This is a genomic window from Erysipelothrix inopinata (assembly GCF_014396165.1).
Classification (GTDB): Bacteria; Bacillota_I; Bacilli_A; order Erysipelotrichales; family Erysipelotrichaceae; genus Erysipelothrix; species Erysipelothrix inopinata.
In genome coordinates this window covers 1,950,362-1,965,593 of record NZ_CP060715.1, presented here as the reverse complement: position 1 = coordinate 1,965,593, position 15,232 = coordinate 1,950,362, and the positions used below count along the sequence as shown (strand labels likewise).

Here is a 15,232-nt window from a genome sequence, read left to right as displayed (position 1 = left end):
TGTAAATGAAAAATTTGGTTATTGTGGAGTCCCCATCTAAATCAAAAACAATCGAAAAATATCTAGGACCTGATTTTGAAGTTGTTTCTTCAAAAGGTCATATTAGAGATTTGGCTACAAGAGGTAAGGATGGTCTCGGTGTAGATTTTGATAATGATTTCGAGGCAACATATAAAATAAGTAAAGATAAAAAAGATGTCGTTAAAGAGCTAAAAGCGAAAGCTAAAAAAGCAGATGCTGTTTACCTCGCAACTGACCCGGACCGTGAAGGGGAAGCTATTTCTTGGCACCTTGCAAATGAACTGGGTGTTGATATTGATCAAGAAAATAGAGTAGTCTTTAATGAAATTACGAAAGATGCTGTTTTGAAAGCATTCGAAAATCCTCGTAAAATTGATATGGATCTTGTAAAGTCACAAGAAACACGTCGTATTTTAGATCGTATTATTGGATTTAAACTTTCTAAATTGCTCCAATCAAAAATTAAAAGTAAATCTGCAGGTCGTGTTCAATCTGTTGCTTTAAAATTAATTGTAGATCGTGAAAAAGAAATTGATGCTTTTATTCCGGAAGAATACTGGACAGTCCTTGCATTCTTTGAAAATGATGGAAACCTTATTGAAACAAGTGCTGAACGTTATAAAGGTAAGAAATTAAAAATGACAAACGCTGAAGAGGCTCAAACGGTTGTGGATGCAGTTCAAGGTGATTTTGTTATTTCCAAGTTGGAGAAGAAGAATCGTAAAAAAGATTCTAAACTTCCATTTATTACATCAACACTTCAACAAGAAGCATCAACACGTCTTGGTTTCCCAGCTAAGAAAACAATGAGAGTTGCTCAAAAACTCTATGAGGGAATTGAAATGGGTGGTGATGCTGAAGGGTTAATTACCTATATGCGTACCGACTCAACACGTTTAAGTCAAACTTTTGTTGATGATGCAAAAGCATTAATTCTTGAGAGCTATGGTAAAGAATATGTTGGTAAATACCGCCAAGGTAAGAAAACTGAAAACACACAAGACGCTCACGAGGCTATTCGTCCTACAAACGTAAATCGTACTCCCGATTCCGTGAAATCGTATCTTACTAATGATGAGTATAAATTGTACCGTTTTATTTACTATCGTTCTCTGGCTTCATTAATGGCTCCAGCTGTTTTTGATGCAGTAAGTGTTGAATTTACACAAAATGATTATGACTTTAATGGTAGCGGGTCAACTCTTAAATTTGATGGTTATCTAAAAGTATACGATTATGAAAAATCTACAGATAAATTGCTTGGTGAACTTGATGAATCTAAAGCATACAAATCACAAAAGATTGATCCAGAACAACACTTTACGCAACCACCATCACGCTTTACTGAAGCGCGACTTATTAAAGAGCTTGAAGAATTAGGAATTGGACGTCCAAGTACCTATTCTATGATCTTGGAAACAATTGTGTATCGTGCGTATGCAACATTTGGTGCTGTATCTGAAACTTCAAAAACGAAAGTATTTAAGCCTACAGAGCAAGGCGTGCTAACGAACGATAAGTTACAAGATCACTTTGAATCAATTATTAATGTTCACTATACTGCCAATATGGAAGAAGAATTAGACTTAATTGCTGAAGGTAAAAAAAACAACGTCGAAGCGCTACAACGTTTTGTTGATAAATTCTACCCATTGCTTGAAGAAGCTGATGAAAAGATGGAAAAAATTGAAGCGGAAAAAGTTGGCGAAGAATGTCCAGAATGTGGCGGTGAACTTGTTTATCGATTTGGACGTTTTGGAAAATTTGTCGCTTGTTCTAACTTCCCGGAATGCCGTTATAATCGTGCGTTAGACGGAACGAAGAAAGAAGCACCAGAACCTACTGGCGAGGAATGTCCAGAATGTGGCAAACCATTAGTGAAACGCAAGAGTCGTTATGGTACATGGTTTGTAGGTTGCTCAGGATTCCCAAAATGTCGTTATATTCAACCTAATGAAAAGAAGAAAAAGGAAGAAACTGAGAATGAAGAAACAGCAAGTTAGAGTTATTGGTGCTGGTTTAGCTGGAAGTGAGGCTGCCTACCAACTTGCTAAAAAAGGATATCAAGTCGAATTAGTAGAAATGCGCTCTGTCAAAATGACACCAGCGCATGTTACTGAAAATTTTGCTGAGCTTGTATGTTCAAATTCATTTCGATCCAATGACATCACGAATGCCGTGGGACTATTGAAAGAAGAAATGAGACTTCTTGATAGTATTATTATGAAACAAGGAGATCTGCATCAGTTGCCTGCAGGTAGTGCTCTTGCAGTAGACCGTGACGGATTTAGTGAGAGTGTCACAAATCAATTGAAGTCTATGGATAATATAACTTTTGTTAACCAAGAATTCGTTGAATTTGATAATATGCCTACAATAGTTGCAACAGGACCCTTAACTTCTGATACATTTTCAAAGTATCTTATGAATTATCTTGGACAATCTGAGCTTCACTTTTATGATGCAATTGCGCCAATCGTGTCCGTCGATAATATTAATTTTGATATTGCTTACCGTAAATCCCGTTATGATAAAGGTGACGGTCAAGACTACATTAACTGTCCTATGACTAAAGATGAATTTTTCGCATTCTATGATGCAATCCTTCGATCAGAAGAAGCACCTATGCGTGAATTTGAGGATGTTAATGTTTTTGAAGGGTGTATGCCTGTGGAAGTGATGGCCAAGCGCGGTATGAAAACAATGTTATTTGGGCCTTTGAAACCCGTAGGTTTAGAAAAACCAAATGGTTCAAAACCATATGCCGTTGTACAATTAAGACAAGATAATGCAGCGGGATCACTTTATAATCTCGTCGGTTTTCAAACGCGACTTAAATGGGGAGATCAAAAGAAAGTTATTCAATTAATACCAGGACTTGAAAATGTTGAAATCGTACGTTATGGTGTTATGCATCGAAATACATTTATCAAGTCACCGTTAATATTAAATCGTCACTACCAAACTTTAAAAAACTCCAATCTATTCTTTGCGGGTCAAATTAGTGGTGTTGAAGGATATGTTGAATCGGCAGCAAGTGGATTATTTGCAGCATTGAATATGATACAACATCTTGAAGAGAAACCACTGATAGAGTTATCATCAGAAACAATGATGGGATCGATGGCGAATTATGTTGCAAATGCGAATCCTCACCAATTTCAACCTATGAATGCGAACTTTGGGCTTATTGCGAACCGTCTCAAAGATCGTGAAGAAATGGCTGAGAGAAGCATCACTCATATTAAGGAACTCATTGACACAATATCTTAAAGAATTCATGAGACATATTGCGATTACCAATACATCATCAGAACATACTGCCGATGCTTATTATCGAGATGTGTCTCAGTTTTTAGAATTTATTGGTTCGCATAATGTTCTAGAAGTCGATGACAAACTAGCATACTCGTATTTAAATGAACTGTATGAATCAGGATTGTCATCAGCCAGTGTTGCCCGTAAAATTTCCTCGCTGCGATCTTTTTATAAATTTTTGCAACAAAATTATGGCGCTTTAGCAAACCCATTTATTCATATTAAAATTCGGAAGCAAAGTCGCAAGTTGCCACAGTTTTTAATGTTTGATGAAATCGAGAAACTACTATTAAGTTGTGATGACTCTAATTTAGGAATTCGTAATCAGATTTTAATTGAGCTTATGTACGCCTGTGGGCTTCGTGTAAGCGAAGTATGCAATCTTAAGTGTAAAGACATTGATACTAGCGAGAGAGTCGTAAGAGTTATCGGTAAGGGGAATAAAGAGCGGATATTGTTCTACTATGACGCCTTGAATCCGAAACTCATGAATTATCTGAATGTTGTTCGTCCCAAACTTTCTAAAACAGGCGAAGATTTTGTTTTTGTGAATGGACAAGGAAAACCTTTGACAACGCGCGGAGTTCAATATATTCTAGAAAAACAATCAGAGAAAGCTGGATTAAAAATAAATGTACATCCTCATATGCTAAGGCATAGCTTTGCAACACATCTTCTAGATAATGGGGCAAGCTTGAGAATTGTTCAAGAACTACTTGGACATGAATCGTTAAGCACCACTCAGATCTATACGCATGTAAGTATGAAAAGAATTAAAGATGCTTATGATGAGGCCATGAAAAATCTACCTCTTGATTAATCCCATAATCTAACATTAATTCGAAGATGTTCTAACATATTAATTATGTATAGTTATACATGTAAGAGGCAGATCCTCTTATAAATATGATAAACTCTTCTCCTAAAAGATTCATACCCCATATGAAACTTATCATATAAACTTTCCCTAAAAAATTGAGGCCGCTATAATGGCCTTTTTTTTCTGGAGTTCATGAGATGAGTTCCCATAATCTACCACGAAGAGAGCAATGTTCTACCATAATTAAGTTGTATAGTATTCATTGTAAGAGGACCCCATCTCTTGCGCATATGATAAACTCTTCTCCTAAAAGATTCATACCCCATATGAATTCTTATCATATAAACTTTCCCTAAAAGTTAAGGCCGCTATAATGGCCTTTTTTTTCTGGAGTTCATGAGATGAGTTCCCATAATCTACCACGAAGAGGGCAATGTTCTACCATAATTAAGTTGTATAGTATTCATTGTAAGAGGACCCCATCTCTTGCGCATATGATAAACTCTTCTCCTAAAAGATTCATACCCCATATGAATTCTTATCATATAAACTTTCCCTAAAAATTGAGGCCACTATAATGGCCTTTTTTTTCGCTTGCATTAAGTTGTTCGCAAAGTTAAGATTGTGACAGGAGGAATTTGCGATGGATAGAATTGTTGGTTTGATTGAAAATAACGATGAGATTATGGCGATACTTCGTATCGTTGAAAAATTTGATTTGAAGCAAGGGTGTCTCTGTGCAGGTACAATACGAAATTATATTTGGGATACCCTGTGTCATCATCAATTTGAAATCATTTCTGATGTCGATGTCGTTTTCTTTGATCCATCTGTTAGCTATGAAGAAACATTAGAGATCCAAGAGAGATTTCTTAGCGAATATCCACAATACGACTGGGAAGTCAAAAATGAGTGTCACATGCATCTCTATAATGGATACAGAGATCCGTTCATATCAGTGGAGGATGCAATTGGTGCATTTCCAGAAACATGTACTGCAATTGCAGCACGAATCCGTGAAGGGAAAGTGGAAGTTATTGCACCTCATGGTGTGGAAGACTTATTAAATTTAGTTATTTCGCCAACACCAGAGTATAAAGTTGGATCGGGTAAGCACGAAGTATTCCTAAAACGAGTAAAAACAAAGAAGTGGGAAGAAAAATGGAAAGAATTAGTGATACTCCCATAATCTAACATTTTCTTATCGCATTAATTACACACAAGAAGCGTATATTATTAAGTGTAAGAGGGATATGACTCTTGCACATATGATAAACTCTTCTCCTAAAAAGATATTCATAGCCCCTTATGAATATTTATCATATAAATAATTTTTCCCCTAAATAAAGGCCTCTATAATAATGGGCCTTTTTTAGATTGTGAAACTGTAATATTTATATCATTCCCACAATATACCATTAAGAGAGCAATATTCTACCATAATTAAGTTGTATAGTATTCATTGTAAGAGGACCCCATCTCTTGCGCATATGATAAACTCTTCTCCTAAAAGATTCATACCCCATATGAAACTTATCATATAAACTTTCCCTAAAAAATTGAGGCCGCTATAATGGCCTTTTTTTTCTGGAGTTCGGGAGATGAGTTCCCATAATCTACCACGAAGAGAGCAATGTTCTACCATAATTAAGTTGTATAGTATTCATTGTAAGAGGACCCCATCTCTTGCGCATATGATAAACTCTTCTCCTTAAAGAATTCATACCCCATATTAATCCTTATCATATATAAATTAATCTTTCCCTTAAAAGAAAAAAGGCAACTTATAATCTGATAAGCTCCCCTTAAAGTAGACACCCGAAATAAATAAAAACGGGTACTACAAAAAGGAGGAGCTTTTTCTATGGGTAGAAAGAATAAATATCCAGCGGAAATAAAAGAACAAGTAGTTAAAGAATATTTGAACGGCATAAAAGGTGCAATGGAAATATCCCAAGAATTATCGATTAATCCTGGGACATTGCGTAGATGGGTGAAAAAATACCAAATCGTCGGTGTTGAAGCATTCTCATATAAACCTCGAAATAAAAGTTATTCGAAAGAACTTAAGGAATCTGCTATTCAAGATTACCTTGAAGGACTAGGTTCTCTCGCAGATATTATTATCAAATACGATATAAGTTCCGATGAGGTTTTGCGTGGATGGATAAACAAGTATAATAGACTTGAAACCATAAAGGATTACGATCCTAAAGGAGAAGTCTATATGACAAAAGGTAGAAAAACAACGATTGAAGAACGTCAAGAAATTGTCGCACATTGTATTGAACATGACTACGATTATAAGGGAACCGCCGAGCTCTATGGTCTTTCCTATGCTCAAGTTTACCAGTGGGTTCAAAAATATAACGAGATAGGATATGAAGGGCTTCTTGATAAACGTGGCAAACGAAAACAAGAAGATCAACTCAGTAATGAAGAACGTTTAGAACGTAAAATCAAACAACTCGAAAGAGAACTTGAACTGAAAGAACGTGAGAATATTCTATTAAAAAAAGTGAAGGAAATAGAAGGGCGGCGATATTCTCCAAAGCAAAACAAGAAGTAAAGTATCTTGCCGTGCAAGAACTTCATTATAAACATGGTTGGAGCATTCAATGGATGTGTAAGGTACTTAAAATCGCAAGAAGCAGTTATTATAAATGGACGCACCGTGTTGAAACAAGCAATGAAATTGAGAATCATGAGCTTTGTAATCTCATTCTTGATTATGATGAAATGTTTGGACATATCTTAGGTTATCGACGAATGACAGATTGGATTAATGAACTTAATAGAGTTCATTATAACCCAAAGAGGATTCATAGACTCATGAAGATGCTGGGTGTGAAATCAGTGATTCGTCAAAAGTCTAAAAAGTATTCACGAAGCACTCCTGAAATCACAGCTGAAAATATTTTAAATCGTAATTTCTTTGCTTCTAGACCAAATGAAAAATGGTTGACAGATGTCACAGAATTTAAGATTAAAGGTTCAGGTAAGAAGCTGTATCTCAGTGCGATTATTGATCTTTATGATTTGAGTATTGTGGCGTACCACATAAGTGATCGTAACAATAATCAACTTGTGTTTGATACTTATCATAAAGCTATCACGAGATATCCAGAGGCAAAGCCTTTATTTCACAGTGACCGAGGATTCCAATATACAAGTAGGGTATTTAGAAAACAGCTAGAAGATCAAGGAATGATACAAAGTATGTCTAGAGTGGGACACTGTATTGATAATGGTCCTATGGAAGGATTCTGGGGAACTATCAAATCAGAAATGTACTATCCTAATGAATTCAATACTAAAAGCGAGTTAAAGAAAGCAATTGATGCGTATATTGATTTTTATAACAACAAGAGACTTCAAAAACGATTTAAAAACAAAACACCAATGATGGTTCGAACTGAAGCATTAGGATCAGAGACACCTATAAGTTATTCAATTCCAACCAACAAGAAAATTGAAGCTTATTGGTCAAACATTAGAGAAAAGCAAATGCAGGCGACTGTAGCATAAGAAAAGATGATTCATCGTAAAGCGATAAATCATCTTGGGTATTTTATTTATTTCACCTGTCTACTTGACAGGGAGCAGTTCAATCGCCTTTTTTCTTTTTGTTTGCATGCAATTCAATTCCTAAGAAAATCCCACTTTAAATTGGCTATTTCGTTTGACAATCGAAATCATTTTCTCTATAATTAAGTAGCGTTAAAAAGTAGGTGAGAGTATGATATTTAATAGAATGGATTTGGATCACTTAAAGACTCCGAATTTCGAAGTCCGCGAAGCGATTGAGATTGATTCAGAAATTATTGAGAATCATCCTCGATGCACTGCTTTGCGTGATATCTTCGCAGTAGGTCATATGTACTATGATAGTCATTCTTCAACATTGATTGCAGATATATCAATTGAAGGGATTATGACAGTGCCTTGTGCTATAACATTGAATCCCTTTGACATTGACTTTTCTACAAGAGTATCTGAAGTTTTTAGCTTCGATTCAGTAGATGCGGAAGCGGAAGACGAAGGTATAATTGAAGTTGATGGAGAAGAGCTTGATATGACTCCTTATATAGTAGGGGCAATACTTGCTGAAGTTCCACTAAAAGCTATAGATCCTAACTTGGATGAATATCCAAAAGGTGATGGCTGGATCGTAATGACTGAAGAAGATTATATTAAAGAAAAAAGTCAACAAATAGATCCAAGACTTGCTAAATTGAAAGATTTCAAATTAGATTAACCAAACGGAGGTGAAATCATGGCAGTTCCAAAAAGACGAACATCAAAAGCTCGAAAAGCAAAACGTCGTACACACTATAAATTACCTAATGTTACATTGGTAAAAGATCCTCAAACAGGAGAATGGTCAGTACCACACCGCGTAAACCGCGCAGATGTTAAATAATAAAATTGTCTTGGCTTGCCAAGATTTTTTTATGTGATTTTGTGGGAGTATTATGAAAGAAAGGTGATTAAATGAATAAAAATCATAGAGTCATTGCCCCAATATGCGTATTGGTATCAATGGTAATATTACTTGTTGCATTATTCACTATGAGGTTTATTCCGTTGAGAATTCGATTGTTAATCTTATTCTCTATCATTGCAATTACGATGGTAATCATGATTGTGACAAAAAAATCGGTGTGGCGATATCTTTTATCGGCACTCATAATCATTGTAAGTATCGCCTTAGTCTCAGTTCAATGGGTTGTCAATGATATTTCTGATACGAAAGACTTTGAGGTTGTTGAGTACTCAGTTTATCAACTTAATGAAAATGTGAATCATTCACTTAAGGTCATTGGTGTCTTTGGAGTTAAAGAGAATCATGAATCTGAAATTCAAAAAGCATATCTTGATAAAGAAATAGAGTATCGTGCGTTTCCCACACTGGCATCAATGCTTGATGCCCTTTACGGAAATGAGATTGACGCTCTGATAATTAATAAAACAATTCTTGCAGATATTTCAACGCTGCGACCAAAGTTTGCGAATGAAGCAACATCTGTTGATTCATTTACATTTAAAGAACCCCGAGTTTCAATTGCTAAAGAAGTGGATGTTACCAAAGAATCCTTCATTATCTACTTAAGTGGAATTGATGTATTTGGTGATGTAGTGAGTCGTTCACGATCGGATATGAATTTGCTGCTAGTTATAAATCCGGCAACGCATAAAGTTCTTTCGGTTACCACGCCACGAGATACATACTTGCCTCTAGGCTGTGAAACGAAAGCTTATGATAAACTAACTCATGCTGGTATCTATGGTGTTGCATGCTCTGTTAAAACACTTGAGAAGTTTTACGGTGTTGATATCAATTATTACATGAGATTAAATTTCACGGGACTTGTTGAAATCGTGGATGCTCTTGATGGTGTTGATGTGTTATCTCACTATACCTTTGATACCGACGGAGGATTTCATTTTACCGAAGGGATGAATCATGTAAATGGTGAGCAGGCCTTATCGTTTGCCAGAGAACGTGACCACATCGATTATGGGGATGTGTCACGAGGAATGCATCATCAAGAATTAGTGAAGGCTATCTTTATGAAGAGTGTTTCTCCACAGTTTTTAATGAAAACTCCGCAATTATTTCAAAAAATACGTTATATGATCGATACGAATTTATCGGATTATAACTTATCGCGATTAATTGCAGAACAAATTGATAATAATGGTGTATGGCAGTTTGAAGAAGTGAGTTTGAGTGGTACAGGGGATATGCAACCAACGTACAGTCAAGATGATAACTTTAAATATTACGTCTCATGGCCAGACACAGATAGCCTTGCTGAAATTAAAATTAGAATTTCAGAAGTGATGAATGAGAAGGTGGTTGAAGATGGAGCGTAATTCCACAAGATTTCTAAATGCTTTTGTTGAAGTTGAACGAATTATGAAACGTGAATTGAAAATTGATCATGCTTCATTTTCTAAATTAGTAGCTGTAGCTGCTAAGAAAAATGTCATTATTAAGAAAAATCAAATGGATCTCATCGACTATGCTCAGTTACGAAATGCCATTGTGCATAGTCGTGTCGGATATGAAGAAGTTATCGCAGAACCACATCTTGAAGTGGTTGAACACCTTGAATCAATTGCGAAGCAACTTACAGAACCAAAAAGGATTCGTGAAGTCATTCAAGGAAAAGTGTATTGTGCTGATATTGATGATGATTTAAAAGAAATTATCAAAACTCAAGAGGAAAAAAACTATTCGGTTGTTCCGGTTTATGTGGGAGAGCGCTATGTAGGAATTTTGCATTCTCGTCTTTATCAACGTTATCTTGGTTTGAATGCAAATGAGATTATCGATCTCAATACATTATCAATTTCTGAGGTTTTGAAATGTGATGTGGATGATGAACGTGTGATGTTTGTATCATCGCATGAGACAATTTTAGAGGTTGTGGATCGTTATGAACGACTCCATGATAAAGGAAAAGTACTGATTGCTATTCTGATAACAGAGGATGGAAAACTATCGCAACCACCTCTTCATATTTTAACGGCTGTAGATATGCCAAAATTGATTCGTGAACTTGAATAAACACGCATAAACGTGTAAACTTAATAAGGGTTAACACAAGTATAAAAGGAGTTCTTATGAAAGAATATTTCGTGATGAATAATGCTTCATTGAAGCGTTATAATACATTAAGATTAGACGTAATGGCGGAAACAATTGTTTTACCGCATACATTACAAGGATTTGCTGATGCATTAAAAGAATATAAAGATAGAAAAATAGTTATTATTGGAAATGGATCTAATATTGTGTTCTCACAAGATAGTTATGGCGATGACACTGTCTTCATCGTAACCGTTCTTTTAAACAATATTGAGATCAAAAATAATGAAATTGTTGTGGAAAGTGGTGCTCGTTTAAATCGCTTATCTTGGTTTGCGTGTGAACAGTCATTAGGAGAAATGGAATTCTTAGAAGATATTCCAGGAACTATTGGTGGTGCACTCATCATGAATGCCGGACAATGGCAATATTCAATTGGACAATATGTAAAATGGATTGATGTCTATAACTATGAGACAGAGCAAATTGAACGTGTTGTTCCTGATGAAGGATTCTTCGGATATCGTTATTCACGCTTAAATGAAATGCCTGTTTATGTATTGGGTGCTGGTTTAAAAACATTGCCAGGTGATTACAACGAGGCACTTGAAAAAATGCTTTATTATCGCCATGAACGTTATGTTAAACAACCCCGAAATTATGCAAATGCAGGAAGTGTCTTCAAACGTCCAAAGGATAAAGAAGGAAACTCACTTTATGTTTGGAAGTTATTCGATACTGTAAACCTCCGTGGTTATAAAGTTGGGGATGCTATGGTATCTGAAAAACATCCTGGCTTTATTGTGAACACAGGTAATGCAAGTGTTCATGATATGCATGCGGTTATTAACGAATGTAAAAAGAGAGTTTCTGAAGAGTTTGATGTCGAACTCGAATTAGAATGGAAAGTAATCTAATATGAAGAAAAGTACCATTATTGTCATGTTTATTGCTGTTATCGCTAAGGTCTTAGGATTTATTAGAGATATCACATTAACATCGCTCTTCGGATTTGGGGCTGAGACTGCTGCTTATCAAGCTGCTGTTTCCATCCCAAGTGTGATCTTGACAGTAGTTGGGGCGGCCCTCATTTCGGGAATCATCCCAATGTTAACGCGCATTATGCACGAAGACAAAGACCGTGGTGAACGCTTTGCATCCAATGTCTTGAACATTATGATGCTCTTTGCTGCTTTGGTATCAGCATTCATGTTTATCTTACCGGAACTTGCCGTAAAAATGGTTGCAAGTGGATTGAGTGATCAAGGTGTCATCTATGCAGCTTCGTTTGTTAGAACGTTTGCCTTGGGTACATTCTCGGTAGCCCTACTCCAACTTGGTACAGGTTACTTAAACGTTAAGAACAGCTTTGCAGCACCTGCTGCGGCAGGAATACCGATCAACATTGTTGTTATCATTGGTATTTTCCTCAGTAGTAAATCTGGCAACTTACAAGTACTTGCTTATGCTCAACTCTTTGGGTTCATTTTACAAGCGGGGTTAATCTTATATGCCATGAAGAAAAATGGTTTCAAGTATACAGCGGTTATTGATTTTAAAGATCAAGATCTTCGAATCATGATGGCACTTGCTTTACCACTCTTCTTATCATCATTCCTAGGTCAATTGAATGATGTTATTATGAAAAACTTATCGACCTTCTTCTATCCCGATGGTGATAAAGGTTATGTATATATGACATCTGCTACAAAGCTTGTGGGTTTTGTTCAAGGAATATTCCTTGTCTCAATTCTTCAAGTTACATTTCCAACTATTGCAAAGAATGTAGTTGATGGCAATAACAAGATGTTAAATAAATCAATTAATGAAGCAATCTTAATGATTTCATTATTTGTTTTCCCAGCTGTTGTTGGATTTATAACACTAGCAAATGAAATTGTGTCATTTGTTTACCTAAGAAATGCAACGACACCTGCTGATATAAAAGCGATTGTTCCGGTATTTGTCTGTTACTCTTTGGTTCTATTTTCGCAAGCAATGCGTGATCTTATGATCCGTATACACTTTGCTTATCAAGATATGAAGAATCCGGTTAAGAGTCACATTCTATTTTCAATCGTTTTCATTGGTTTAATGTTCTTGTTCGGTAATCTCTTGATGCCATTTGGGCACGGACTATCAGGGTTGTCGCTAGCCTATGTTGTAGCAGCAACCGTAACATGTATACCGCTTTATAAAACAATGAAGAAACATGTCGGTAAATTGTACTTGAAGTACATTCGTTCTGACTTCTTAAAAATTCTCTTAAGTTCTATTTTGATGGGAGTGGTTATCTTATTGTTAAGACCCCTCATGGGAGCATTCTTACCAGCTAAGATTTCACTCATTGTAATTATTGTGATTGCATTGATTTTCTATATTGTAATCCTTGTGGTATTTAAAACCCGATTTGCAATGTCACTTCTCGCAACAATCTTAAGACTTGAACAATAATTGACAGAAACACATTCTAATTGAGAATGTGTTTTTCTTTTTGTACACCGTAGAACTTCATAACCATACATTTATTATATGGGATTAAGTATCTTAATATCGGCATAATTCAGAAGGGTTTAACCTAAAATGATAAAATCAGGCTTATAAACGGGCTTTTACGCTTATTTCTTTATGAAAACCATCATAAAATCACCATTTTCTTACTTAAACTAACTTTAGTTCGCTAAAGTTAGTTTTTATTTAAGTGAAAAATAGATGAATTTAACGGGTGATAGTTCCAAATAATATATAGTTGTGATAGAATAGTGGTACGAAGTGGATGAAAGTGGTGGAAAGTGGGGCGATTTTGGTGTTTATTGGAGAATATCAACACAATATAGATACAAAAGGTCGCATCATTGTACCAGCTAAGTTTCGTGATGAACTGGGAGAAGTGATGATTGTTACCAGATGGCTTGATGGCTGTCTTGCAATTTACACTATGGAACAGTGGCAACAAGTTTACGAAAACTTAAAGAAACTGCCTTCAACCAAACGTGAAGCAAGAATGTATACCCATATGATTATGTCAAAAGCAGCAGAGTGTGAAATGGATAGCCAAGGAAGAATTCGTATTCCTTCTCATCTAACACAAGAAGCTCACTTAACTAAAAATTGTGTTCTCGTTGGAGTTAGTGATCATGTTGAAATTTGGGATAAAGAACGTTGGGATGCTTATTATGAAACAGCAAGCGAAAATTTTGAAGAAATCGCGGAATCGCTAACGGAGTTTTTTGAATGAAACATATATCAGTCATGTTAAATGAGTCGTTGGACTTACTAAATATTAATCCTGAGGGTGTCTATATTGACGCTACTTTGGGAGCAGGTGGTCATAGCTTGGAAATCTGCAAACGACTTACAACAGGGAAGCTTATTTGTTTTGACAAAGACGCGGATGCCATTGTGAGAGGAACTCAAAGACTTGAAGCATATCAAGATAAAGTAACTTTGGTTCATAGTAGCTATACAGATCTTAGACAAACATTAGATCAGATGGGAATCGATGAAGTCGATGGAGTACTCTTTGATTTAGGTGTCTCATCACCACAGTTTGATGATGCTGCTCGCGGCTTCAGTTATCGTTTTGATAGCAAATTAGATATGAGAATGGATCAGAGTCAAGCTTTAAGTGCTTATGTGATTGTGAATGAATATGAAGAGGATGAGTTAGTCAGAATCTTTAAAGACAACGCAGAGGAGCGTTACGCTAAGCGTATTGCTTCAGAAATTATAAAGGCAAGACCTGTTGAGACAACATTTGATCTCGTAGATATTATTAAAAAATCGTATCCTTCAAAGGAACTTAAAAAAGGGCATCCTGCTAAAAAGGTATTCCAAGCACTCCGCATTGAAGTTAATGATGAGTTTGGAGAAGCAAGAGATGCAATTAATCAAGCAATACACAGTATTAAGCCAAAGGGTCGTGTAGTGGTAATTACATTCCACTCACTCGAAGATCGCATGGTTAAAAATATCTTTAACACTTATGGAAAACCTCCGAAAGTAAATCCGAGAATTCCAGTCATTGTTGAAGATAGTGTCAATTATCAATTAATTAAAAAGGGGATAAAACCAAGTATTGAGGAACTCGAAGATAACAATCGAGCACACAGCGCAATACTAAGGTGTATAGAAAGGGTGAAGTAATATGGCAAAGCATGTCGTAAAGAAAAAGAAAAGAACAATACGTTGGAGTGGTATGATTGGATTCGTTTTTACGATTGCCATTCTTGCTTCTTTCATTACGCAAACCGTGGTTAAAACTCAAAATGCCAAAATAACTATTGAAGTACAAAAGGCTAAACAAGAGATGGCATCGGTCAATGAAGATAATGAGAAATTAACAACTGAAATTCAAAAATTAACAGATTTCGCACGAATTTCCCAAACAGCACAAGACGCTGGACTTAAAGAACAACAAAATACGTTTAAAGTTCAAGGAGAGGCAACTACAACGCCAGAAAAGGGTGAGTAGT

General features: G+C 35.8%; 15 protein-coding genes. All 15 read left to right on the top strand.

Translation table 11 applies throughout. The features are described 5' to 3' along the window. Window positions 1-5 precede the first annotated feature (5 nt). Window positions 6-2,024 (top strand): type I DNA topoisomerase, encoded by a 2,019-nt coding sequence (topA, locus tag H9L01_RS09545; protein WP_187533723.1) that lies wholly within the window; start codon window positions 6-8, stop codon window positions 2,022-2,024. After that, on the top strand, window positions 2,005-3,294 hold the full coding sequence (gene trmFO / locus H9L01_RS09540) for a methylenetetrahydrofolate--tRNA-(uracil(54)-C(5))-methyltransferase (FADH(2)-oxidizing) TrmFO (RefSeq protein WP_187533722.1): 1,290 nt from the start codon (window positions 2,005-2,007) through the stop codon (window positions 3,292-3,294). The genes topA and trmFO overlap by 20 nt, the downstream gene beginning before the upstream one ends. After that, window positions 3,278-4,159, top strand: coding sequence for a site-specific tyrosine recombinase/integron integrase (gene xerA / locus H9L01_RS09535; RefSeq protein WP_246449005.1), 882 nt, complete (start codon window positions 3,278-3,280; stop codon window positions 4,157-4,159). Before trmFO ends, xerA begins: the two co-directional genes overlap by 17 nt. Window positions 4,160-4,802: 643 nt before the next feature. After that, window positions 4,803-5,348: a nucleotidyltransferase family protein gene (locus tag H9L01_RS09530; RefSeq protein WP_187533720.1), complete on the top strand. Its 546-nt coding sequence runs from the start codon at window positions 4,803-4,805 to the stop codon at window positions 5,346-5,348. Between the two features lie 675 nt (window positions 5,349-6,023). Next, the gene (locus H9L01_RS09525; protein ID WP_187533385.1) at window positions 6,024-6,728 is read left to right on the top strand and encodes a helix-turn-helix domain-containing protein; all 705 of its coding nucleotides are present in this window, start codon (window positions 6,024-6,026) and stop codon (window positions 6,726-6,728) included. A gap of 11 nt (window positions 6,729-6,739) precedes the next feature. After that, a complete protein-coding gene (locus H9L01_RS09520) occupies window positions 6,740-7,687 on the top strand; it encodes an IS3 family transposase (RefSeq protein WP_187533386.1) in 948 nt (315 codons plus the stop codon). Between the two features lie 211 nt (window positions 7,688-7,898). Then, entirely contained in the window at window positions 7,899-8,417 is a 519-nt protein-coding gene (locus tag H9L01_RS09515; RefSeq protein ID WP_187533719.1) for a YceD family protein, read from the top strand. A gap of 18 nt (window positions 8,418-8,435) precedes the next feature. Beyond that, window positions 8,436-8,582, top strand: a complete 147-nt coding sequence (rpmF, locus tag H9L01_RS09510) for a 50S ribosomal protein L32 (RefSeq protein ID WP_187533718.1) — start codon at window positions 8,436-8,438, stop codon at window positions 8,580-8,582. Between the two features lie 71 nt (window positions 8,583-8,653). After that, a complete protein-coding gene (locus H9L01_RS09505; protein WP_187533717.1) occupies window positions 8,654-10,039 on the top strand; it encodes an LCP family protein in 1,386 nt (461 codons plus the stop codon). Continuing rightward, complete coding sequence (locus tag H9L01_RS09500) at window positions 10,029-10,736, top strand: CBS domain-containing protein (protein WP_187533716.1); 708 nt, start codon at window positions 10,029-10,031, stop codon at window positions 10,734-10,736. Before H9L01_RS09505 ends, H9L01_RS09500 begins: the two co-directional genes overlap by 11 nt. 56 nt (window positions 10,737-10,792) lie before the next feature. Further along, window positions 10,793-11,674 carry a UDP-N-acetylmuramate dehydrogenase gene (gene murB / locus H9L01_RS09495; protein ID WP_187533715.1) on the top strand — a complete coding sequence of 294 codons (882 nt, stop codon included), beginning with the start codon at window positions 10,793-10,795 and terminating at the stop codon, window positions 11,672-11,674. A 1-nt stretch (window position 11,675) separates the two neighbouring features. Beyond that, window positions 11,676-13,211, top strand: a complete 1,536-nt coding sequence (murJ, locus tag H9L01_RS09490) for a murein biosynthesis integral membrane protein MurJ (protein WP_187533714.1) — start codon at window positions 11,676-11,678, stop codon at window positions 13,209-13,211. A gap of 328 nt (window positions 13,212-13,539) precedes the next feature. Then, window positions 13,540-13,995, top strand: a complete 456-nt coding sequence (gene mraZ / locus H9L01_RS09485; RefSeq protein ID WP_425486356.1) for a division/cell wall cluster transcriptional repressor MraZ — start codon at window positions 13,540-13,542, stop codon at window positions 13,993-13,995. Further along, window positions 13,992-14,903, top strand: a complete 912-nt coding sequence (gene rsmH, locus H9L01_RS09480; RefSeq protein WP_187533713.1) for a 16S rRNA (cytosine(1402)-N(4))-methyltransferase RsmH — start codon at window positions 13,992-13,994, stop codon at window positions 14,901-14,903. The genes mraZ and rsmH overlap by 4 nt, the downstream gene beginning before the upstream one ends. A 1-nt stretch (window position 14,904) precedes the next feature. Further along, the gene (locus H9L01_RS09475) at window positions 14,905-15,231 is read left to right on the top strand and encodes a cell division protein FtsL (protein WP_187533712.1); all 327 of its coding nucleotides are present in this window, start codon (window positions 14,905-14,907) and stop codon (window positions 15,229-15,231) included. The last annotated feature ends 1 nt before the right edge of the window (window position 15,232 follow it).